The organism is Mycobacterium simulans (assembly GCF_900232995.1).
Taxonomy (GTDB): Bacteria; Actinomycetota; Actinomycetes; order Mycobacteriales; family Mycobacteriaceae; genus Mycobacterium; species Mycobacterium simulans.
The window spans coordinates 165556-189240 of sequence record NZ_OCVX01000004.1 but is presented as its reverse complement, the minus strand read 5'-3'; the positions used below and the strand labels follow the sequence as shown (position 1 = coordinate 189240).

The following is a 23685-nucleotide window of genomic DNA, read 5'->3' as shown; positions in this document are numbered from 1 at the left end:
ATGCGGGATGGGCGCAATTCCAGAGCGGAGACCGAACGCGGCTCCTTCTCTGTCAAATCTCTTTTGGTAACGTCTGCTGGCCCCGGCGTTCTTGAAGCCCGCGCGTGTCCGACCCCGGCAATCATCTCGGTGTTGGTCAAGGTCGGCATGATCGCGGAGAAGTGGATACCGCGTCCGTGGTTCTCCAGACGAACGCTGTCTGTGTATCCGAGCACGGCATGCTTTGCGGCGCATACGTTGCGATGTGGCCCAAGTTGGGATTCGACGATTTCCCGGAACTCGGTAAAGGATTGGCGGGCGGCGGATTCGTTGCCTCACGCTACCCATGATGTGTGGCCCCACGGCACTGCGGTACGAATAACAAGTGGCCGAGCCGACCATCCTGCTGTTGTCGACGTCCGACACCGACCTGATCAGTGCGCGCGCCAGCGGGAAAGGCTATCGATGGGCCAACCCGTCGCGACTGTCGAACCTGGGACTCACCGACCTGCTGGCCGACTCGTCGATCGTGGTGGTGCGGATTCTCGGCGGCTACCGCGCCTGGCAGAGCGGCATCGACGCCGTTCTGGCCAGCGGCGTGCCGACAGTTCTGGTCAGCGGTGAGCAAGCGACAGACGCCGAGTTGACCGATCTCTCCACGGTTGCGGCCGGCATCGCGGTGCAGGCCCACATCTACCTGGCCCACGGCGGCGTGGAAAACCTGCGCCAACTGCACGCCTTCCTGTCGGACACCGTGCTAATGACCGGCTTTGGATTCACTCCGCCGGTGTTGACCCCGACCTGGGGTGAGCTGGCGCGGCCGCAGACCGGCGACGCCGACGGCCCGACGATCGCCGTCCTCTATTACCGCGCGCAGCACTTGGCGGGCAATACCGCCTACGTCGAGGCGCTGTGTCAGGCGATCGAAGACGCGGGCGCGCGTCCACTGCCGGTGTATTGTGCGTCGCTGCGGACCGCCGAACCGCAGCTGCTGGAACGACTCGGTGAGGCCGACGCCATGGTGGTCACCGTGCTGGCTGCCGGGGGAGTCAAGCCCGCCGCCGCCTCGGCAGGTGGTGACGACGACAGCTGGAACGTGGAACACCTGGCGGCGCTCGATATCCCGATCCTGCAGGGCTTGTGTTTGACCAGCCCACGAGGCCAATGGTGCGACAACGACGACGGACTCAGCCCGCTCGATGTCGCCAGCCAGGTAGCAGTGCCCGAGTTCGATGGCCGCATCATCACTGTTCCGTTCTCGTTCAAGGAGATTGACGACGACGGGTTGATCTCCTATGTCGCCGACCCGGAACGCTGCGCCCGGGTGGCGGGCTTGGCGGTCCGGCACGCGCAATTACGGCACATCGCACCCGCGGATAAGCGCGTGGCCCTGGTGTTTTCGGCATATCCGACCAAGCACGCCCGCATCGGCAACGCGGTCGGACTGGACACCCCGGCGAGCGCGATCGCTCTGCTGCGGGCAATGCGAGAGTCGGGCTATCAGGTGGGCGACGTGCCCGGTGTGGACGCCGCCGACGGTGATGCCCTAATCCACGCCCTGATCGAACGCGGCGGGCAAGACCCCGACTGGCTCACCGAGGGACAACTCGCCGGTAACCCAATTAGAGTGTCCGCCAAGGATTATCGGAACTGGTTCGAAACTCTGCCAGCCGAACTGACCGCGGCCGTGCAAGCGCATTGGGGCCCGCCGCCAGGGGATCTATTCGTAGACCGCAGCAACGATCCCGACGGCGAAATCGTTATCGCCGCACTGCAAGCCGGCAATGTCGTGCTGATGGTGCAGCCGCCACGCGGATTCGGCGAAAATCCGGTTGCGATCTACCACGACCCGGATTTACCGCCCAGCCACCACTACCTAGCCGCCTACCACTGGCTCGATGCCGGTTTCCCATCCAGTTTCCAAGCGCACGCGGTCGTGCATCTGGGCAAGCACGGCAACCTGGAGTGGCTGCCGGGCAAGACGCTGGGCATGTCGGCGTCCTGTGGGTCCGACGCCGCGCTGGGCAACCTGCCACTGATCTATCCGTTCCTCGTCAACGACCCCGGTGAGGGCACCCAGGCCAAGAGGCGGGCCCACGCCATCCTCGTCGACCACCTGATACCGCCCATGGCCCGCGCCGAAACCTACGGCGACATCGCGCGTTTGGAACAGCTGCTGGACGAGCATGCCAATGTCGCCGCCCTGGACCCCGCCAAGTTGCCCGCGATCCGCCAGCAGATCTGGACGCTGATCCGCGCCGCAAAGATGGACCACGACCTGGGGTTGACCGAGCGGCCGGAAGAGGACTCGTTCGATGACATGCTGCTGCATGTCGATGGCTGGTTGTGTGAAATCAAGGACGTCCAGATCCGCGACGGGCTGCACATCCTCGGGCAGAAGCCAACGGGGGAGGCCGAACTCGATTTGGTGCTGGCCATCCTGCGGGCCCGCCAGCTGTTCGCCGGTCAACACGCCCTGCCCGGGTTGCGACAGGCGCTGGGCCTGGCCGAGGACGGTACCGACGACCGCGCAGCGGTCGACCGGGTCGAGGGTGTCGCCCGGGAGCTCGTCGCCTCACTGCAGGCCACGGGCTGGCATCCCGACGCCGCAGCAGGGATCACCGACAATGCAGACGTCGCCGCAGTGCTGCGTTTTGCGGCGACCGAGGTGGTGCCGCGACTGGCCGGCACCGCGTCGGAAATCGACCAGATACTACGGGCACTCGACGGCCGGTTCATTGTCGCGGGGCCGTCGGGCTCGCCGCTGCGTGGCCTGATCAACGTGCTGCCCACCGGCCGCAACTTCTACTCCGTGGACCCAAAGGCGGTGCCGTCGCGGCTGGCCTGGGAAGCCGGTGTGGCACTGGCGGATTCACTGCTGCACCGCTACCGCGACGACCATGGGCAATGGCCGCAGTCGGTCGGTCTTTCGGTGTGGGGTACCTCGGCCATGCGCACCGCTGGCGATGACATCGCCGAAGTGCTTGCGCTGCTGGGCGTTCGGCCGGTGTGGGACGACGCGTCGCGGCGCGTCGTCGACTTGGCGCCGATCCCGCTTGCCGAGCTGGGCCGGCCGCGCATCGACGTGACGGTGCGGATCTCCGGTTTCTTCCGGGACGCGTTCCCTCACGTGGTGACGATGCTGGACGATGCGGTGCGGTTGGTCGCCGACCTCGACGAGCCTGCCGACGACAACTACGTGCGCGCGCACGCTCAAGCCGATCTGGCGCAACACGGTGACCAACGGCGTGCCACCACAAGAATTTTCGGATCCAAACCCGGCACTTACGGCGCCGGCTTGCTACAGCTGATCGACAGCCGCAACTGGCGTGACGACGCCGACCTCGCGCAGGTGTACACGGCCTGGGGCGGATTTGCCTACGGACGTGACCTGGACGGCAGAGAGGCGATCGACGACATGAACCGCCAATACCGTCGGATTGCCGTGGCCGCCAAGAACACTGACACCCGAGAACACGACATCGCGGACTCCGACGACTACTTCCAGTACCACGGCGGCATGGTGGCCACGGTGCGGGCTTTGACCGGCCAAGCGCCCGCAGCGTATATCGGCGACAACACCAGGCCGGATGCCATCCGCACCCGCACGCTATCGGAGGAAACCACGCGGGTCTTTCGGGCCCGCGTGGTCAATCCCCGATGGATGGCCGCGATGCGCCGGCATGGGTACAAGGGCGCCTTCGAGATGGCCGCCACCGTCGACTACCTGTTCGGCTATGACGCCACGGCCGGGGTAATGGCCGATTGGATGTACGAACAACTCACCGAGCGTTACGTGCTGGACCCGGAGAACCGGAAATTCATGACGGAGTCAAACCCGTGGGCGTTGCACGGTATGGCAGAACGGCTACTAGAGGCGGCCAGCCGAGGTATGTGGGCCCAGCCGCACGCCGACACGCTCGATGGGTTGCGCCGGGCGCTGCTGGAAACCGAGGGCGACCTGGAAGGTTAGATCCCCGGCGAGCAGACGCAGAATCGCATGCGGAAGGCCTTCCGCATGCGATTCTGCGTCTGCTCGCCGGGTAGGTTGGCACCTGTGACACCAACTTTTGCCGACCTCGCTAAAGCGCAATACATCCTGCTGACCACCTTCACCAAAGACGGCCGGCCCAAACCGGTCCCGGTCTGGGCCGCCTTAGACGGCGATGGCAGCGAACGCGGCGACCGCCTGCTTGTCATCACCGAGGGAAAGTCGTGGAAAGTCAAGCGGATTCGCAATACCTCCCGCGTGACGCTAGCCACGTGCACCATGCGTGGACGCCCGACCAGCGAAGCCGTCGAGGGCACCGCGGCCATCCTGGACAAGTCACAAACGGGTGCCGTCTACGACGCGATCGGTAAGCGGTACGGGATTGTAGGCAAGGTCTTCAACTTCTTCAGCAAGCTGCGCGGCGGCATGGAAAACAACGTTGGACTCGAGCTCAAACTCGCCGACAACTGAAGTCGACTCCTTACTCGGCATTCGACTGCAGATGCTCGCCGAAGAACGCAAAAACCCGGCGCCACGCGTCTTCAGTCGCGGCCTCGTTGTAGCCGAATCCCGCGATGCGAAGCAGCGGCTGGCCGGGCAGTTTGTTCGCGAAGCTGTGCCCGGCGCCGCGGTACGCCTTGATATCGGTCGTGATGTGTTGGGCCGAGGTCACTTGGCGCAACCGCTGGGACGCGCCAATTCCGAGCGGGTCACGGGTGCCGAAACTCGCCACAATCGGGCAGGAGCCCTCGAGCGTATCGCTGAGATGACGGGGCAGTGGAGTGCCGTAAAACGGCGCCGAGGCTCCAAAACCCCTCGGCGACACGATGAGCGCGAACTGGCCGCCCATGCAGAAGCCCGCGATACCCACCTGTCCGGTGCATTCGGGCATGGCCAGCAGATGGTCGCGGGCGGCCAGAATGTCGTCAAGGGCGCGGCCCCGCTTGGTCAGCAGCTCGCGAAAGACGCGGCGGATGCATCGGGCGCGGCCACCGCGGGCGTACAAATTCGGGGTGAGCGCCAAGTAGCCCGCCTGGGCTATCCGACTGGAAATCGCCTGGTTGTCCGGGGCGTAGCCGACCGCATCGTGGATCACCACCACACCAGGCCACCGGCCTTCACCGGAGGGAGTGCCCAGCAGCGCGTCGATCGGTCCGGCGGGGGTGTCAATCTCGATCGTCGTCATACCGTCATCTAACTGCAGCCGCGATGTGGCCATTCGAGGAACTTGGGCATAGCTCACGGACGTTGGCGTGACATGGTAGGTCGGCTGCTTCTCGGGTATGCCGTCGTCGAGCTCATGGCGGTTATAGGGCTGGCGTCGGCGATCGGGTTCGGCTGGACCTTGCTGGTTCTGTTGGCCGCTTTCGTGCTGGGCTTGGTCGTTTGGGCTCCCATGGGCGGCCTACAGCTCAGCCGGCAAGTCATGCAGTTGCGATCGGGCCTGAAGGATCCGCGTACCGCGCTCGGCGACGGCGCGCTGGTCACCGTGGCCACGGGCCTGGTCCTCGTTCCCGGGCTGGTCACCACGGCGCTGGGACTGCTGCTGTTGGTCCCTCCGATACGCGCCGTCGCTCGCCCGGGGTTGACGGCCCTTGTCGGGCGGGGGTTAGCGCAACGGGTACCGCTGATCGACGTAACGGTCGGTGGCGAGCGCCAGGACCACCGCCAGGACCATCGGCAGGACTTCATCGATGGCGAGGTCATCGACGTCCAAGAAGGATGGGTAGGCGAACCGCCCGTCCTGCCCCCACGCTCCGATTTCCGCTGAGCCTCCGGTGCTCCGCGCGTAGTTTTGCCCTGTGGCGCAGATTCCCACCAAGCTCCTGGTCAATGGCCGGGTACACAGCCCGACCCACCCCGAGGCCACCGCGATGGCGGTGCGCGGGGATGTGATCGCGTGGCTGGGCAGTGACGACGTCGGCCGCAACCACTTCCCGGACGCCCAAGTGGAGGATCTTGACGGCGGATTCGTGGCGCCAGGGTTCGTGGACAGCCACATCCACCTGACCGCGACCGGTCTGACGATCAGCGGACTGGATTTGCGTCCAGCACGCTCGCGCTCGCAGTGCCTGCAGATGATTGCCGACTACGCGGCCGCCCGCCCGGGCCAACCGGTGTGGGGGCACGGCTGGGACGAGTCGACCTGGACCGAGGACAGCCCGCCCAGCACGGCGGACCTGGACGCAGTACTCGGTGGCCGGCCCGCCTACCTGGCACGCGTCGACGTGCACTCCGCGCTGGTCTCGACCGGGCTGCGACGCTTGGTCCCCGAACTACCGGCAACAGGAGCCCAGCAGCCGCTGACCGGCGACGCGCACCACCTGGCTCGGGCCGCCGCCCGCGATCTCCTAACCGACTCGCAGCTCGCCGAAGCCCGCGCCGCCGCACTCCATGCCCTGGCCGCGGCCGGCATTGTCGCCGTGCACGAATGCGCCGGCCCCGAAATCGGTGGGCTAGACGACTGGTTGCAGCTGCGCGCTCTCGATCACGGCGTCGAGGTGATCGGCTACTGGGGTGAGGCGGTAACCAGCGCCGCGCAGGCCCGCGCGCTGCTGCAGCAGACCGGGGCCCGCGGGCTGGCCGGCGACCTGTTTATCGACGGAGCCCTCGGGTCGCGTACCGCCTGGCTGCACGAGCCATACGCCGACGCACCCGGCTGCATCGGCACCTGCCATCTCGACCCAGACGCCATCGAAGCCCACCTGCGGGCGTGTACCGAGGCGGAGGTGACCGCCGGTTTCCACGTCATCGGTGATGCTGCCGTCTCGGCGGTCGTCGCGGCCCTCGAAGCCGTCGTCGAAGACCTGGGGGTGGTGGCCGTCGCTCGCTGCGGGCACCGCCTGGAACACCTGGAGATGGTCACCGCAGACCAGGCCGCAAAGCTGGGCGCCTGGGGCGTCATCGCCAGCGTGCAGCCAAATTTTGACGCGCTGTGGGGCGGTAGCAATGGCATGTACGCTCGCCGGCTCGGTGTGAACCGAGGTTGCCAGCTCAACCCGCTTGCGCTGTTAGCATCCCAAGGCGTGCCCCTCGCGCTTGGTTCCGACGCCCCCGTGACCGGGTTTGAGCCCTGGCTAACCGTGCGCGCGGCGGTCAATCACCACACGCCGGGCAGCGCGGTATCGGCGCGCGCCGCGTTCGCTGCCGCAACTCGAGGCGGCTGGCGGGCCGCCGGCATCCGCGACGGAACGACCGGCACCCTGGTCCCGGGCGCGCCCGCCTCCTATGCGGTATGGGATGCCGGAACGCTCGACGTCAGCGCCCCGCGCGACGCCGTCCAACGCTGGTCAACCGACCCGCGTTCCCGGGTGCCCGCCTTGCCGCGGCTAGGCCCCACGGACGCGTTGCCACGTTGCCGTCAAACCGTGCATCGAGGTGCGGTCATCTATGGCTAGGCCATGGCTGGGCCGGAAGGCCCTACGCGCCGACTTCGATGAAAGCGATCCTGAGGCCCCTAACGATGCGGCCGAGCAGGCGCCGGATGCAGAGCAGCCGGAGCAGGAGGAGCAGGAGGAAACTCCCGCCGGTTCGCCGGACATCTCACGCAAGGCCAATCCGGTTGGTATTGCGGCACGGCGGTTGCGGGCGAGGGTGGGTGCCGGTGTAGCGGCGGGGCTGCCCGCCGCACGGGCCGCGCTGCGGCCGCGGGGGTCACGGCTCGTCGTCGCCGGAGTCGCGGGTCTGCTGCTGTACGCCAGCTTCCCGCCAACCAACTGGTGGTGGGCTGCGATCGTCGCCCTTGCCTTGTTGTCCTGGGTGCTGACTCACCCCGCCACGACACCGCTGGGTGGGCTGGGCTATGGCTTCCTGTTCGGTCTGGTGTTCTATGTGCCGTTGTTGCCTTGGATCAGCACCTTGGTAGGCGCTATGCCTTGGCTGGTGTTGGCGACGGCTTCCGCCCTGTTTCCCGGGCTCTTCGGACTGTTCGCGGTTGTGGTCCGTCGGCTGCCGGGCTGGCCGATTTGGTTCGCGGTGCTATGGGCGGCGCAGGAGTGGTTGAAGTCGATCATCCCGTTCGGCGGATTTCCCTGGGGATCGCTAGCCTTCGGTCAAGCCGACGGTCCGCTGCTGCCATTGGTTCAACTCGGTGGCATTTCGCTGCTCGCGGTAGCGATCGTGCTGGTGGCTAGCAGCTTGACCGCGATCGCGTTGGAGATCGAGAAGTGGTGGCGGTCCGGCGGCCAGGTGCGCCGCCCGGAGTCCAACACAAGCGGGGCCGGCGCCGGTCCGCCGCCGCCGGCGGTGGTGCTGCCGGGCGTTTGCATCAGCCTGGTTCTGTTGGCCGCCATCGTCGTGTGGCCGCAGGTGCGGCACTCCGGGGCGGGATCGGGCGGCGAACCCACGGTCACCGTCGCTGTCGTACAGGGCAATGTGCCCCGGCTCGGTCTGGACTTCAATGCGCAACGTCGAGCGGTGCTGGACAACCACGTCCGCGAGACGCTGGTGCTGGCCGAGGACGTGCATTCCGGCATCGCCCCGCAACCGCACTTCGTCATTTGGCCGGAGGATTCTTCCGACATCAATCCACTGGTCAATGCCGACGCCGGGCAGCAGATCTCAGAGGCTGCGGCTGCGATCGGGGTACCGATCCTGGTCGGCACCGTGCTCGACGTTCCAGGTCGCCTGCATGACACCCCGGAATTCACCAACACGGTGCTGGTCTGGAATCCGGTCACCGGCCCGGCTGACCGCCACGACAAGGAAATCGTGCAGCCATTCGGCGAGTACCTCCCCATGCCGTGGCTCTTCCGGCATCTCTCCGGGTACGCCGACCGTGCCGGCCACTTCGTTCCCCGCCCAAGCACCGGCGTCGTGCGCATCGCTGGGGTGCCGTTAGGGGTGGCCACCTGCTGGGAAGTGATCTTCGACCGCGCGCCCCGCAAGTCGGTTCTCAACGGCGCGCAGTTGCTGGCCGTGCCCAGCAATAACGCCACCTTCAACCAGACGATGAGTGAGCAGCAGCTGGCCTTCGCCAAAGTTCGGGCCGTGGAGCATGACCGGTACGTTGTGGTCGCAGGCACCACCGGGATCAGCGCGGTGATCGCCCCGGACGGCGGTGAGCTGGCCCGCACGGACTTCTTCGAGCCCGCTTATCTGGACAATCAGGTGCGCCTCAAGACCAGGCTGACTCCTGGGGCGCGGTGGGGTCCGGCAGTGCAATGGACCCTGGTTGGGGCGGCTGGGGCGGTGATTCTGGTTGCGATACGGCACAATGGGTGGTTCCCGCGTCTGACACGTCGGCGGTCCAGGCCTCCGGGCGACGACGCGCCCCCGGGCGAATCTGACGACTCGGGTGTGCCGCCCCAGAGCGAATCAGAGGGCGGCCTGGAGGATAAGAAAGACACTCCGTCCGATGAGGGCGGCCGATACTCACATGGTTTCGGGCAACATGAAGGAGCTACATGACCACCGGCCAGTCTGCGCCCCAGGTCCCGGGCAGTCGGCCCAGCCAGCGCGTCTTGGTGATCATTCCCACCTTCAACGAGCGGGAGAACCTACCGCTGATTCATCGCCGGGTGACGGACGCTTGCCCCGACGTGCATGTGCTCGTCGTTGACGACAGCAGCCCCGATGGCACCGGCCAGCTCGCCGACGAGCTGGCGCAGGCCGATCCCGGTCGCACCCATGTGCTGCACCGCACCGCAAAGAACGGTCTGGGTGCGGCGTACCTGGAGGGTTTCGCGTGGGGTTTGAGCCGGGAGTACTCGGTACTTGTCGAGATGGACGCCGACGGTAGCCACGCGCCCGAACAGCTTTACCGCCTGTTGGACGCCGTTGACGCGGGAGCCGACCTCGCCATCGGTTCGCGCTACGTCCATGGGGGCGCGGTGCGCAACTGGCCGTGGCGGCGCCTGGCGTTTTCCAAGACGGCTAATACGTATGCGCGATTAGCACTGGGCATTGGTGTCCATGACATCACCGCCGGCTACCGCGCTTACCGGCGCGAAGTGCTCGAAGCGATCGGCCTGGACAGCGTGGACTCCCGAGGCTACGGCTTCCAAATTGAGATGACGTGGCGCACGGTGAACACCGGCTTCATCGTCGTCGAGGTGCCGATCACCTTCACCGAGCGTGAATTCGGCGTGTCCAAGATGGGCGGATCCAGCATTCGCGAGGCGCTGGTCAAGGTCACTCGCTGGGGTCTAGAGGGCAGGCTCAACCGGGCGCGAACCAGCCGCGCTCACAACCGCTCCTAACCGTTCGAAAGCTCCCGGAATCAGCCGCGGCGGCGCGACCTGATGAGTTCGAGGCGCTCCTTGAGCAGCTCCTCAAGCTCTTCGACAGACCGCCGCTCCAGCAGCATGTCCCAGTGCGTGCGCGGTGGCTTGACCTTCTTCGGCTCGGGCAGGTCGCCCTCGATCAGGGTGCCTTCCATGCCATTGCGGCAGAGCCAGGTGCCGGGGATGTCGGCGTCGTCCGCGAACGGAACCTCGAACTCCTCACCGTTTTCGGTGCGGTACCGAGCGATTTGGCGCGGTGCGAGGTCGTGGTTGCGGTCAGTCTCATAGCTCACGGCTCCGAGGCGACTGCCTCTCAGGACGCGATCGGCCATTCCCGCTACTCCTCTAGATCCTGTGAGCTCCTGGCTCCGGTGGTGATTCTCTTCGCTTGGGCAAACGTTTCGATGGTCTGCATAGTTCCCGCGTGGCCAGGTGGCACGCGCGACGCGACCTCTAATGATACCGGGATCGCGGGCCGGATCGGACTAAAGTCGGCAGGCGTGAGTCTTGCCCGGCATCAACGGACTCGTCCCCAGCCGTGCCGCTGGTGTGGTCGTGACGTCACCAATGTCGGCATGGGCCGCCGTCGCCAATACTGCCGGCAGTCCTGCCGCCAGCGGGCATACGAGCAGCGGGCCATGATCACCCGGGGTGAGGTGGCGGCGCTGCCCAGCGATGCGGTGGTGCTGTCGGCCGACGAGGCAGCCGACCTAACCGACCGTGTTTACCAGGTGCGCTGCGCGGCGGAGGATGTCGCCACCGCACTCGACGAGGGAGCCGCGGCAACCGAACTGCGCGAACTCTGCGACGTGTTAATCCGGGCTGCCAAGGCCGCCGACGGGTGGCGCCGAGTGGCTGTCTAGCCGCCGCCTTTCCCCGGTGTGACGTGCACGTATCCGGCAAATCACGGGTTGCCGGGTAAAGTCATCACGAGCGACATTCTTGGTCGGAGCGCAGCACGATGTCTCGCTTCGTGCAGCAACGTCCGTGACTCGGCGAAAGCCGCATCCGGCGGTCGAACACGACCAGTAGGCAAGGGGTAGCGATGGTTGATCAACTCCAGCATGCAACCGAAGCGTTGCGGAAAGCGCTGGTCCAGGTTGAACGCCTGAAGCGTACCAACCGAGCGTTGCTGGAGCGGTCGAGCGAGCCGATCGCCATCGTCGGAATGTCGTGCCGCTTCCCGGGTGGGGTCGACTCCCCGGAGGGCCTGTGGCAGATGGTCGCCGAAGGCCGCGACGTGATCTCTGAGTTCCCCACCGACCGCGGTTGGGACCTGGCCGGGCTTTATGACCCCGACCCCGACGTGCGCCACAAGACCTACGCGCGGACCGGGGGCTTCGTGGACGGCGTCGGTGACTTCGACGCCGCGTTCTTCGGCATCGCTCGCAGCGAGGCGCTGGCGATGGATCCGCAACACCGGATGTTGCTGGAGCTGTCGTGGGAGGCCTTGGAGCGGGCCGGGATTGATCCGACGTCGTTGCGGGGCAGCGCCACCGGTGTGTTTGCAGGGCTCATCGTGCAGGGCTACGGCATGTTGGCCGAGGAGATCGAGGGCTACCGGCTGACCGGCATGACCTCCAGCGTCGCCTCCGGGCGGGTGTCGTATGTGTTGGGGCTGGAGGGCCCGGCGGTGTCGGTGGATACCGCGTGCTCGTCGTCGTTGGTGGCCCTGCACATGGCGGTGCAGTCGCTGCGGACCGGCGAATGCGATCTGGCCCTGGCCGGCGGCGCGACCGTCAATGCCACGCCGACCGTCTTCATCGAGTTCAGCCGGCACCGCGGGTTGGCGCCGGACGGCCGCTCCAAGGCGTACGCGGGAGCCGCCGACGGGGGCGGCTGGTCGGAGGGCGGCGCGATTCTGGTCGTCGAGCGGTTGTCGGATGCCCAACGGTTGGGTCATCCGGTGTTGGCGGTGGTGCGCGGTTCGGCGGTGAATCAGGACGGTGCGTCCAATGGGTTGACCGCGCCCAATGGTCCCTCGCAGCAGCGGGTGGTGCGTGCCGCGCTGGCCAACGCGGGGTTGTCGACCGCCGATGTCGATGCGGTCGAGGGCCATGGGACCGGTACGACGTTGGGCGACCCCATTGAGGCGCAGGCGTTGCTGGCGACCTACGGGCAGGGCCGGACGCAGCCGTTGTGGTTGGGGTCGGTGAAGTCGAATATGGGTCACACGCAGGCGGCTGCCGGGGTGGCCGGTGTGATCAAGATGGTGCAGGCGATGCGCCATGAGGTGTTGCCGGCGACATTGCATGTGGATGCGCCGAGCCCGCATGTGGATTGGTCGGCTGGGTCGGTGTCGTTGTTGACCCAGCCGCAGCCCTGGCCCGCCGAGGGTCGGGTGCGTCGTGCGGGGGTGTCGTCGTTCGGGATCAGTGGCACCAATGCGCATGTGATTGTGGAGGCTGTTCCTGAGTCGCGTCGCGAGCGTGGCGCGGTGCCGTCGGTGGTGCCGTGGGTGGTGTCGGCCAAGTCGGCGTCGGCGTTGGGGGCGCAAGCGGCCCGGTTGGCGGAGTTTGTGCGTGCCCACGACGATCTTGAGGTGGCTGACGTCGGGTGGTCGTTGGCCGGGCGGTCGGCCTTTGAGCATCGGGCGGTGATCGTCGGTGGGGATCGGGACAGTTTGCTGGCTGGGTTAGATGAGTTAGCTGGTGAGGTTCCGGGTGGGGTGATCCGCGGGATTGGCCAGCCCGTGGGCAAGAACGTGTTCGTGTTCCCCGGCCAAGGGTCCCAATGGGTCGGCATGGGTGTCGAATTGCTTGATACCACACCGGTATTCGCGCAGCAGATCGATGCGTGCGCCGAAGTGTTTTCCGAATTCGTCGACTGGTCACTGACCGACGTGCTGCGTGGCGCTCCAGGTGCCCCGGGACTGGATCGCGTGGATGTGGTGCAACCGGTGCTGTTCGCGGTCATGGTGGCGCTGGCCGAATTATGGAAATCGGTCGGGGTGCGCCCGGACGCGGTGATCGGCCACTCACAGGGCGAGATCGCCGCCGCTTACGTGGCCGGCGCCCTGTCGTTGCGCGACGCGGCAAAGGTGGTCACGCTGCGCAGCAAGTTGCTGACCGGATTGGCCGGCCCCGGTGGCATGGTGTCGATCGCCTGCGGTTCGGAAAAGGCGCGGGAGTTGTTGGCGCCGTTCGGTAATCGGCTCGGCATTGCCGCAGTCAATGGCCGGTCGGCCGTCGTGGTGTCGGGTGAAGTGGCCGCGCTGGAGGAGCTCATCGGGCTGTGTGCCGAGCAGGAACTGCGCACCCGGCGCATCGAGGTGGACTACGCGTCGCATTCGGTTGAGGTCGAGGCGATCCGAGCCGAGCTGCTTGACGTTCTGTCGGGTATCGAGCCCGGATCCACCCGGACCGCCTTCTTCTCCACCGTCACCGGAAACCGTTTGGATACGGCCGGTTTGGATGCCGAATACTGGTACCGCAACATCCGACAGACGGTCGAGCTAGACCAGGCGGTGCGCAGCGCATGCCAGCACGGCTACCGCACCTTCATCGAATCCAGTCCGCATCCGGCATTGATCGCCGGCATCGAAGACACGGCCAACGACTTCCTAACCGGCACTGCGGGCGACGCCGAGGCCCTCGTCGTTCCCACCCTGGGGCGCGAGGACGGCGGCCTGCATCGGTTCCTGTCGTCGGTCGGCGCCGCGTTTGTCGCCGGTGTTGCGGTGGACTGGCGTGGGGTGCTGGACGGTGCGGGGTTTGTTGAGCTGCCGACGTATGCCTTTGACCGGCGGCGGTTTTGGCTTGCCGGCGAAGGTGTGGCGGCCGACGCTCACGGTTTAGGGCTGGGTGCCAGCGAACACCCGTTGCTGCACGCGGTGGTGGACTTGCCGGCTTCGGGTGGCGTGGTGCTGACGGGTCGGTTGTCGCCAAGTGTGCAGGGGTGGCTGGCCGATCACGCCGTGTCCGGAGCGGTGGTGTTCCCGGGCGCGGGCTTTGTGGAGTTGGCGGTGCGCGCCGGCGACGAAGTCGGCTGCCCGGTGGTCGAAGAGTTGACCCTGCGAACGCCGTTGATGTTGCCTGCTGCGAATTCGGTTGCCGTGCAAGTGGTTGTCGGTGAAGCAGCGGAATCCGGCCGGCGCAGTGTGTCGGTTTACTCCCGTGCCGGGACAGGGGCCGGTTCGGTGTGGGTCTGCCACGCCGAAGGAACACTGAGTTCCGGGGCGGTCGAGCCCGGGGCGGACCTGTCGGTGTGGCCGCCCGCGGGCGCCGCCGCGGTAGATATTGCCGACGGCTACGAACGGTTGGCGGCGCAGGGGTATGACTACGGTCCAGCGTTTCGGGGCCTGACCGCGCTATGGACCCGCGGCGACGAGCTGTTCGCCGAAGTGCGGCTGCCGGAGGCGGCCGGCGGTGTTGCCGGGTTCGGGGTGCACCCGGCGCTACTGGACGCCGCGCTCCATGCGGCGCTGCTGGCCCACCAAGATGCCGAACTGGTGTTGCCCTTCTCCTGGCAGGGTGTGTCGTTGCATGCCGCAGGGGCATCGGCGGTGCGGGCTCGGATTGCGCCGGTGGGCCAGGCGGCAGTGTCTATCGAACTTGCCGACGGGCTGGGATTGCCCGTGTTGTCGGTAGCAGCGATGGTGGCCCGTCCGGTGACCGAGCAGCAGCTGCGGGCGGGGATATCGGGGGTGTCGGGCTTAGGCCCCGACCGGTTATTCGAGCTGGTTTGGTCGCCGGCGGCATCTCCCGGCAAGAACGCCACGACTTCCTACGAAGTGTTCGAATCCATTGCGGCTGACGAAGATCCGGTATCAGACACCTACGGGCGCGCTCACGAAGCTCTGGCGGCTGTGCAGGCGTGGTTGACCGAACACGACTCGGGAGTGCTCGTAGTGGCTACCCGGGGCGCAATGGCGCTGGCGAGGCAGGACATCACCGACTTGGCGGGCGCGGCGGTCTGGGGGCTGGTGCGTTCGGCGCAGACCGAAAACCCGGGCCGGGTCGTGTTGGTCGATTCCGATGCGCCGCTTGATGATGCGGTTGTTGCCGCCGCGCTGGCGGTCGGCGAGCCCCAGGTGTTGATGCGGGGCGGACAGGCCTACACAGCGCGCGTACGCGCCAGCCGCACCGTCAACGAAATCCTGGTACCGCCAGGAGACGGGCCGTGGCGGCTTGGTCTGAGCAGTGCGGGCACCTTTGAAAATCTGCAGCTCGAACCGGTTCCCAACGCCGATGCGCCGTTGCAACCCGGCCAGGTTCGGGTGGCGCTGCGCGCCATCGCCGCCAACTTCCGCGACATCATGATCACGCTGGGCATGTTCACCCACGAGGCGCTGCTGGGCGGCGAAGGCGCCGGTGTGGTCGTCGAGGTCGGTCCCGGTGTCACCGAATTCGCCGTCGGCGACTCGGTGTACGGCTTCTTCCCCGACGGCAGCGGCACCCTGGTTCCCGGCGATACCCGCCTATTGCTGCCGATGCCCGCCGACTGGTCATACCCCGAAGCCGCAGCCATATCAGCCGTTTTCACCACGGCATACATGGCCTTTGTGCATTTGGCCGAGGTCAAGCCTGGCCAGCGGGTGTTGGTGCATGCCGCCGCCGGCGGCGTGGGCATGGCCGCGGTGCAGCTGGCCCGGCATTTGGGTTTGGAAGTGTTCGCCACCGCCAGCAAGGGCAAGTGGGACATCTTGCGGGCCATGGGTTTTGACGAAGACCACATCTCCGACTCGCGCAGCCTGGACTTCGAGGACAAGTTCCGGACGGTTACGGGTGGGCGCGGCATGGATGTGGTGCTGGATTCGTTGGCCGGCGAATTCGTGGATGCATCCCTGCGCCTGGTAGCCCCGGGCGGGATCTTCTTGGAGATGGGCAAGACCGACATCCGCGACCCGGGCGTGATCGCCCAGGAATACCCAGGGGTGCGATATCGCGCGTTCGACCTCTTCGAGCCCGGCCGGTCCCGCATGCACCAGTGGATGCTGGACCTCGCCGAACTCTTCGACGCCGGTGTGCTGCGGCCATTGCCGGTGACCACGTTTGACGTACGGCGCGCGCAAGCGGCGCTGCGGTATCTGAGCCAGGCGCGCCATATCGGCAAGGTCGTGATGGTGATGCCCGACGCTTGGGCGGCGGGAACCGTGCTGATTACCGGCGGGACCGGGATGGCGGGTTCGGCGCTGGCGCGTCACGTGGTGATCCAGCACGGCGTGCGTGATTTGGTGTTGCTGAGTCGGCGCGGTCCGGATGCGCCGGGGGCCGCGGAGTTGGTTGCGGAGTTGTCCGACGCCGGTGCCCAGGTGCAGGTGGTGGCCTGTGATGCGGCCGATCGCGCGGCGCTGGCCAAGGTAATCGCCGACGTTCCGGTGCAGCGGCCGTTATCGGGCGTGATTCATGCGACCGGAGTGCTTGACGACGCGGTGATTTCGTCGTTGACACCGGACCGAATCGACATGGTATTGCGGGCCAAGGTGGACGCGGCATGGAACCTGCATGAGTTGACCCGCGATCTGAATCTGTCTGCGTTCGTGATGTTTTCGTCGATGGCCGGACTCATCGGTTCGTCGGGACAGGGTAACTATTCGGCGGCCAACTGCTTCCTGGATGGGTTGGCCGCTCATCGGCGTGCCCATGGCCTGCCGGCGATATCGCTCGGGTGGGGACTGTGGGATCAGGCCAGCGCCATGACCGGTGGGCTCGACGCCGCCGACCTGGCCCGGCTGGGCCGCGAAGGGGTCCTGGCGTTGTCCTCGGAAGAAGCGCTGGAATTGTTCGACACGGCACTGATCGTGGACCAACCGTTCCTGGCGCCCGCCCGCATCGACCTGGGTCCGCTGCGGGCTCATGCGGTGGCCCTACCGCCGATGTTCACCGATCTGGTCAACGCCCCGACGCGGCGCCAGGTTGACGATTCCCTGGCGGCCGCGAAGTCGAAATCGGCTCTGGCGCACCGCCTACACGGACTGCCCGAGGCCGAACAGCATGCGGTGCTGCTGGACTTGGTTCGCTCGCACATCGCCACCGTGCTGGGCAACGTCACACCCGAGGCCATCGACCCCGACAAGGCGTTCCAGGACTTGGGTTTCGACTCGCTGACCGCGGTTGAGATGCGCAACCGGCTGAAATCCGCTACCGGGCTGTCGCTTTCACCCACTCTTATCTTCGATTATCCGACACCCAGCGGCCTGGCCTCCTACATGCGCACCGAGCTTGCCGGAGTCCCACAAGAAATCAAGCACACACCCGCCGTCCGCGCCACGGGCGACGATCCAATCGCGATCGTGGGCATGTCGTGTCGTTACCCGGGCGGGATCGAGTCGCCAGAAGACCTGTGGGACATGGTGGTCCAGTGCCGCGACGTGCTCTCCGAATTCCCGACCAATCGCGGCTGGAACCTGGCCGGGCTGTACAACCCGGATCCCGATGTTGCGGGGACGTGCTATACCCGCACCGGAGGCTTCGTGGACGGCGTCGCCGACTTCGACCCCGGGTTCTTCGGTATTGGGCCGAGTGAGGCCATAGCCATGGATCCTCAGCAACGCATGCTCCTGGAACTCTCCTGGGAAGCGTTGGAGCGGGCCGGGATTGAGCCTGGCGGGTTGCGGGGCAGCGCCACAGGAGTGTTTGCCGGGGTACTGACGCAGGCCTACGGAATGTTCGCCGCCGAACCGGTGGAAGGCTTCCGCTTGACCGGCCAGTCGACAAGCGTGGCGTCCGGGCGGGGGTCGTATGTGTTGGGGCTGGAGGGCCCGGCGGTGTCGGTGGATACGGCGTGTTCGTCGTCGTTGGTGGCGCTGCATATGGCGGTGCAGTCGCTGCGGTCCGGCGAATGCGATCTGGGGCTGGCCGGCGGTGTCACGGTCAACGCCACGCCCGACATCTTCGTCGAGTTCAGCCGGATGCGCGGCTTGTCGGCGGACGGGCGCTGCAAGGCCTTTGCCGGCGCGGCCGACGGCACCGGATTCGCCGAAGGTGGCGGAATGCTTCTGTTGGAGCGTTTGTCGGATGCGCAGCGATTGGGTCATCCGGTGTTGGCGGTGGTGCGCGGTTCGGCAATCAACCAGGACGGTGCGTCCAATGGGTTGACCGCGCCCAATGGTCCCTCGCAGCAGCGGGTGGTGCGTGCCGCGCTGGCCAACGCGGGGTTGTCGGCCGCCGATGTCGATGTGGTCGAGGGCCATGGGACCGGTACGACGTTGGGTGATCCGATTGAGGCGCAGGCGTTGTTGGCGACATATGGGCAGGGGCGCAGCCAGCCGCTTTGGCTGGGTTCGATCAAGTCGAATATGGGTCATACGCAGGCCGCCGCGGGGGTGGCGGGCGTGATCAAGATGGTGCAGGCGATGCGCCATGAGGTGTTGCCGGCGACATTGCATGTGGATGCGCCGAGCCCGCATGTGGATTGGTCGGCTGGGTCGGTGTCGTTGTTGACTCAGCCGCAGCCCTGGCCCGCCGAGGGTCGGGTGCGTCGTGCGGGGGTGTCGTCATTTGGGATTAGTGGCACCAATGCGCACGTGATCGTGGAGGCTGTTCCGGCGGTCGAGCCACCAGAGGCGCGCCCCGCACCCGCGTTAGTGCCGTGGGTGGTGTCGGCCAAGTCGGCGTCGGCGTTGGGGGCTCAGGCGTCTCGGTTGGCGGAGTTTGTGCGTGCCCACCACGATCTTGAGGTGCCTGACGTGGGGTGGTCGTTGGCCGGACGGTCGGCCTTCGAGCATCGGGCGGTGATCGTCGGTGGGGATCGGGACAGTTTGCTGGCTGGGTTGGACGAGTTAGCTGGCGACGTTCCGGGTGCGGTGATCCACGGTCTTGCCCAGCCCGCGGGCAAGACGGTCTTCGTGTTTCCCGGCCAAGGTTCCCAATTTCTGGGAATGGGACGGGAATTGCATGCCGAATACCCGGTATTCGCCCGGGCATTCGACACCGTCGTCGGCGAACTGGACCAGCATCTGCTGCGTCCACTTCGCGACGTGATCTGGGGCAACGACGAAAACCTGCTGAACACCACCGAATTCGCGCAGCCGGCGCTGTTCGCCGTGGAAGTCGCGCTGTTCCGATTGCTGGAATCCTGGGGTATGCGACCCGATTACGTGATGGGCCACTCCGTCGGCGAGATTACGGCCGCCCACGTGGCCGGCGTCTTGTCGCTGGAGAACGCCGCGGTACTGGTCGCCGCCCGGGGCCGGTTCATGCAGGCACTACCGGCCGGCGGGACCATGGTTGCCGTGCAGGCCACCGAAGACGAGGTGCGGCCGTTACTGACCGCCGACGTTGGCATCGCGGCGGTCAACGGTCCAGCCTCCGTGGTGATTTCGGGTGCCGAGCAAGCGGTCATCGCCATCGCGGATCAGCTGCGCGCCGATGGCCGACGTGTCCACCAACTGGCCGTCTCGCACGCATTCCACTCACCCTTGATGGAACCGATGATCGACGAATTCGGAACGGTGGCTTCCGGACTCACCATCAGGCAACCCACCATCGGAATCATTTCGAATCTGACGGGGCAGCTGGCCGGCGAGGACTTCGCGTCCCTGGCGTACTGGAAGCGGCACGTTCGGGAAGCGGTGCGATTCGCCGACAGTGTCCGGTTCGCGCAATCGGCCGGTGCCACGCGGTTCGTCGAAGTGGGACCCGGTAGTGGTTTGACTGCCTCGATCGAAGAGTCGCTGCCCGACGCGGGCGTAATGACGGTGTCCGCGCTGCGCAAGGACCGGCCCGAGCCCGCGGCCGTGACGAACGCGGTCGCGCACGCCTTCGTCGCGGGTGCCACCGTGGACTGGCGCGCCGTCGTGGGCCAGGCGAATTTTGTCGAGTTGCCCACGTATGCCTTTGAGCGGCGGCGGTTCTGGCTGTCTGGTGCAGCTGAGGTGGCCGACGCGGCCGGCCTTGGACTCGAGGCCAGCGAGCACGCGCTGCTGGGCGCGGTGGTGGAGCTACCGGCATCGGGCGGGGTGGTGCTGACGGGCCGGTTGTCGCCCAGCGCACACGGCTGGTTGGCCGATCACGCCGTAGGCGGCGTGGCGATCCTCCCCGGGGCGGCGTTTGTCGAATTGGCGATCCGAGCCGGTGACGAAGTCGGCTGCGGAGTGATCGACGAGCTGACATTGGCGGCGCCATTGGTATTGCCATCCACCGGATCGGTGGCTGTGCAGGTGGTCGTTGGTGGTCCCGACGAGGCGGGCGCCCGGGCGGTATCGGTGTATTCACGCGGCGAGGGCGGCGCGGGCTGGTTGCTACACGCCGAGGGCACGTTGAGTTCGGGGACGGCGAAGGCGACTACCGACTTGTCGGTGTGGCCGCCGGTGGGCGCGGTCGCGGTCGAGCTCGGCGACGGGTATGAGCAGTTGGCCGAGCGCGGGTATGGGTACGGGCCGGCATTCCGGGGCCTGAATGCGATGTGGCGCCGTGGCGAGGAAGTCTTCGCCGAGGTGGCGTTGCCCGCAGACGCCGGGGTGTCCGTCGCCGGGTTCGGAGTCCATCCGGTGATGCTGGACGCGGCCTTGCACGCGGTGATACTGAGCGCCGACACCGCCGAGGTTCCGGAGGGCTCGGTGTTGGTTCCGTTCGCGTGGCAGGGGGTGTCACTGCACGCCGCGGGCGCCTCGACGGTACGGGCCCGGATCGCGCCGGTGGGCCCGTCGACAGTGTCGGTCGAGCTGGCTGATGGGCTAGGTCTGCCGGTGCTATCGGTGGCCTCGATGCTGGCGCGGCCGGTGACCGATCAGCAATTACGCAAAGCGGTGTCGGGGTCGGGCCCCGACCGGCTGTTCGAGGTGATCTGGTCGGCGCAACCGTCAGTTGACGAGCAGCCGGTGTCGGCTGACACGGTCGTGTTCGAGTCCGAACCAGTCGACGGTGAAGTCGTCGCCGGGGTCTACGCGGCCACGAGTTCGGTGCTCGAGGTACTGCAGTCGTGGCTAGCCCGCGACGGCGCCGGGATGTTGGTGGTGTCGACTCGGGGCGCGATGGGGTTGCCCGGCGAAGACATCACCGATCTGGCGGGCGCGGCGGTGTGGGGTCTGGTCCGGTCGGCGCAGACCGAGCACCCCGGCCGCATCGTGCTCGTCGACACCGATGCGGCCCTTGATGATTCGGCCATAGCCCAGGTCTTGGCAGCTGGCGAACCACAGGTGTTGTGGCGTGGCGGACAGGTGTACACCGCGCGGGTGCACGGCAGCCGCGCGGTCAGCGGCGTCCTGGTACCACCCAGTGACGGTCCCTGGCGGTTGGGCATGAGTACCCCGGGCACCTTCGAGAACCTGCGGTTGGAACCGATTCCCGACGCCGACGCGCCGCTGCAGCCCGGCCATGTTCGGGTCGCCTTGTCGGCGGTTGCCGCCAACTTCCGCGATGTCATGATCGCGCTGGGTCTGTATCCCGACCCGGACGCCGTCATGGGTGTCGAGGCGTCCGGGGTGGTTATCGAAAGCGCCGGCGAGAGTGGCGATTTCGCCGTCGGCGACCGGGTCATGGGCCTGTTCCCGCACGGCACTGGAACCATCGCCACCACCGACCACCGGCTGCTGGTCAAGGTACCGGCGGGCTGGTCACATACCGCCGCCGCCACCACGTCGGTGGTCTTCGCCACCGCGTACTACGCCCTGATCGATCTTGCTTCGGTGAAGCCAGGGCAGCGGATATTAGTGCATGCCGCCGCGGGTGGCGTGGGAATGGCCGCGGTCCAACTGGCCCGGCATTGGGGCTTGGAGGTCTTCGCCACCGCCAGCAAAGGCAAGTGGGACACCCTGCGGGCCATGGGCTTTGACGATGATCATATCGCCGATTCACGTAGCCTCGAGTTCGAAGAAAAGTTCCGCGCCGTCACCGGCAGGACCGGCACGGCTGGGATGGACATAGTGTTGGACTCGTTGTCCGGTGATTTCGTCGACGCTTCGTTGCGCCTGACCACGCCTGGCGGGACCTTCTTGGAGATGGGCAAGACCGACATCCGCGACGCCGTCGTGGTCGCCGAGCAGCACGCGGGTGTGCGCTACCGCGCCTTCGACCTGTTCGAGGCCGGGCCGGACCGCATTGCGCAGATGCTCGCCGAACTGGCCGCGCTGTTCGGCGACGACGTGCTGCGGCCGTTGCCGGTCACCACGTTTGACGTGCGACGGGCGCCCGCGGCATTGCGATACCTGAGTCAGGCACGCCACATTGGCAAGGTCGTCATGACCATGCCCGACGCTTGGGCAACGGGGACCGTCCTTATCACCGGCGGCACGGGCATGGCGGGATCGGCGTTGGCGCGCCACATCGTGACCCGGCACGGGGTACGTCAGCTGGTTTTGATCAGTCGCCGCGGGCCGGATGCACCGGGAGCCGCGGAGCTGGTCGCCGAACTGAGTGATGCCGGTGCGCACGTGCAGGTGGTGGCGTGCGACGCGGCCGACCGGGCGGCCCTGGCCAAGGTCATCGCCGATATCCCCGTGCAGCAGCCGCTCTCGGCCGTTCTGCACACCGCTGGGGCGCTCGACGACGCGGTCGTGACATCGCTGACGCCCGAGCGGATGGAAGTGGCGCTACGGGCCAAGGTCGACGCGGCGTGGAACCTGCACGAGTTGACCCGGGACTTGGACCTGTGGGCGTTTGTGCTGTTCTCGTCGATGGCCGGGCTGGTGGGATCGTCGGGACAGGGCAATTATTCGGCGGCCAACTCTTTCCTGGACGCACTGGCCGTACATCGGCAAGCACACGGACTTCCGGCCGTCTCGCTGGGCTGGGGACTGTGGGATCAGGCCAGCGCCATGACCGGGGCTTTGGAGGCCGTCGACTTCAAGCGGTTCGCCCGGGACGGCATCACGGCGATGTCCTCCGATGAAGCCCTCGGATTGCTCGACACCGCAATGATTGTCGGCCAACCGTTCATAGTGCCGGCGCATATCGATCTCGCCGCGTTGCGGGTCAAGTTTGACGGTGGCACACTGCCGCCGATGTTCGTCGATCTGATCAACGCGCCGACCCGGCGCCAGGTGGACGACTCGCTCGCCGCCGCGAAGTCGAAATCGGCTCTGCTGCAACGCCTTGACGGTCTTCCCGAAGACGAGCAGCATGCCGTCTTGCTCGACCTGGTCCGCTCGCACATCGCCACCGTGCTGGGCAACACCAGCGCCGAAGCGATCGATCCGGATCGGGCCTTCCAGGAGTTGGGCTTTGATTCACTGACTGCTGTCGAAATGCGCAACCGGCTTAAATCCGCTACCGGACTGGCGCTGTCGCCCACGCTCATCTTCGACTACCCGAACTCGGCCGCGCTCGCCGGCTACATGCACCGAGAGCTCCTCGGCGCGTCACCGCAGGAAGCGCCGGCCGCGGCGCCCGGGGAAGCCGAGCTGCAGCGCGTTGTGGCGTCCATTCCGGTCAAGCGCCTGCGGCAGGCGGGAGTGCTGGATCTATTGCTCGCGTTGGCAAATGAAAGCGACACCAATGGTCAGACGGCGGCAGCTCCCGCGGAGACCACCGAAAAAGACATCGCGGACATGGACCTCGACGACCTGGTGAACGCGGCATTCATGAACGACGACGAGTAGCGCATGAGCGA

8 protein-coding genes and 1 pseudogene are annotated in these 23685 nt (G+C 66.7%); 7 read left to right on the top strand and 2 right to left on the bottom strand.

What is annotated here, in order from left to right; all coding sequences use genetic code 11:
• Positions 1-364: 364 nt before the first annotated feature.
• Both cobN and MSIMFI_RS17055 read left to right on the top strand, forming a co-directional pair.
• The gene (gene cobN / locus MSIMFI_RS17060; RefSeq protein ID WP_191498353.1) at positions 365-3952 is read left to right on the top strand and encodes a cobaltochelatase subunit CobN; all 3588 of its coding nucleotides are present in this window, start codon (positions 365-367) and stop codon (positions 3950-3952) included.
• An 84-nt stretch (positions 3953-4036) separates the two neighbouring features.
• Entirely contained in the window at positions 4037-4441 is a 405-nt protein-coding gene (locus MSIMFI_RS17055) for a PPOX class F420-dependent oxidoreductase (protein WP_191498352.1), read from the top strand.
• A 10-nt stretch (positions 4442-4451) separates the two neighbouring features.
• Here MSIMFI_RS17055 and MSIMFI_RS17050 read toward each other — a convergent pair whose 3' ends face one another.
• Positions 4452-5156 (bottom strand): dienelactone hydrolase family protein, encoded by a 705-nt coding sequence (locus MSIMFI_RS17050; RefSeq protein WP_191498351.1) that lies wholly within the window; start codon positions 5154-5156, stop codon positions 4452-4454.
• 72 nt (positions 5157-5228) lie between these two features.
• Here MSIMFI_RS17050 and MSIMFI_RS17045 point away from each other — a divergent pair, with 72 nt between their 5' ends.
• The 3 genes and pseudogenes from MSIMFI_RS17045 to lnt all read left to right on the top strand — a co-directional run bounded on the left by MSIMFI_RS17045 (position 5229) and on the right by lnt (position 10170).
• Positions 5229-5741 carry an FxsA family protein gene (locus tag MSIMFI_RS17045; RefSeq protein ID WP_191498350.1) on the top strand — a complete coding sequence of 171 codons (513 nt, stop codon included), beginning with the start codon at positions 5229-5231 and terminating at the stop codon, positions 5739-5741.
• A 31-nt stretch (positions 5742-5772) separates the two neighbouring features.
• Entirely contained in the window at positions 5773-7368 is a 1596-nt protein-coding gene (locus tag MSIMFI_RS17040; RefSeq protein WP_191498349.1) for an amidohydrolase, read from the top strand.
• Positions 7361-10170, top strand: a pseudogene (gene lnt / locus MSIMFI_RS17035) (apolipoprotein N-acyltransferase). Before MSIMFI_RS17040 ends, lnt begins: the two are co-directional and overlap by 8 nt.
• Before the next feature lie 20 nt (positions 10171-10190).
• On the opposite strand, the gene rbpA reads toward lnt, so the two are convergent.
• Entirely contained in the window at positions 10191-10526 is a 336-nt protein-coding gene (gene rbpA, locus MSIMFI_RS17025) for an RNA polymerase-binding protein RbpA (RefSeq protein WP_067015244.1), read from the bottom strand.
• 168 nt (positions 10527-10694) lie between these two features.
• On the opposite strand from rbpA, the gene MSIMFI_RS17020 reads away from it, so the two are divergent.
• Positions 10695-11057, top strand: a complete 363-nt coding sequence (locus MSIMFI_RS17020; protein ID WP_186243517.1) for a hypothetical protein — start codon at positions 10695-10697, stop codon at positions 11055-11057.
• Positions 11058-11239: 182 nt separating this feature from the next.
• Positions 11240-23674 carry a type I polyketide synthase gene (locus MSIMFI_RS17015; protein WP_191498347.1) on the top strand — a complete coding sequence of 4145 codons (12435 nt, stop codon included), beginning with the start codon at positions 11240-11242 and terminating at the stop codon, positions 23672-23674.
• Positions 23675-23685 lie beyond the last annotated feature (11 nt).

What these genes read in the sequence shown, in the direction of transcription:
- rbpA (WP_067015244.1), bottom strand. Translation starts at nt 10,526, where the DNA reads ATGGCCGATCGCGTCCTGAGAGGCAGTCGCCTCGGAGCCGTGAGCTAT.
- MSIMFI_RS17045 (WP_191498350.1), top strand. Translation starts at nt 5,229, where the DNA reads ATGGTAGGTCGGCTGCTTCTCGGGTATGCCGTCGTCGAGCTCATGGCG.
- MSIMFI_RS17015 (WP_191498347.1), top strand. Translation starts at nt 11,240, where the DNA reads ATGGTTGATCAACTCCAGCATGCAACCGAAGCGTTGCGGAAAGCGCTG.
- MSIMFI_RS17050 (WP_191498351.1), bottom strand. Translation starts at nt 5,156, where the DNA reads ATGACGACGATCGAGATTGACACCCCCGCCGGACCGATCGACGCGCTG.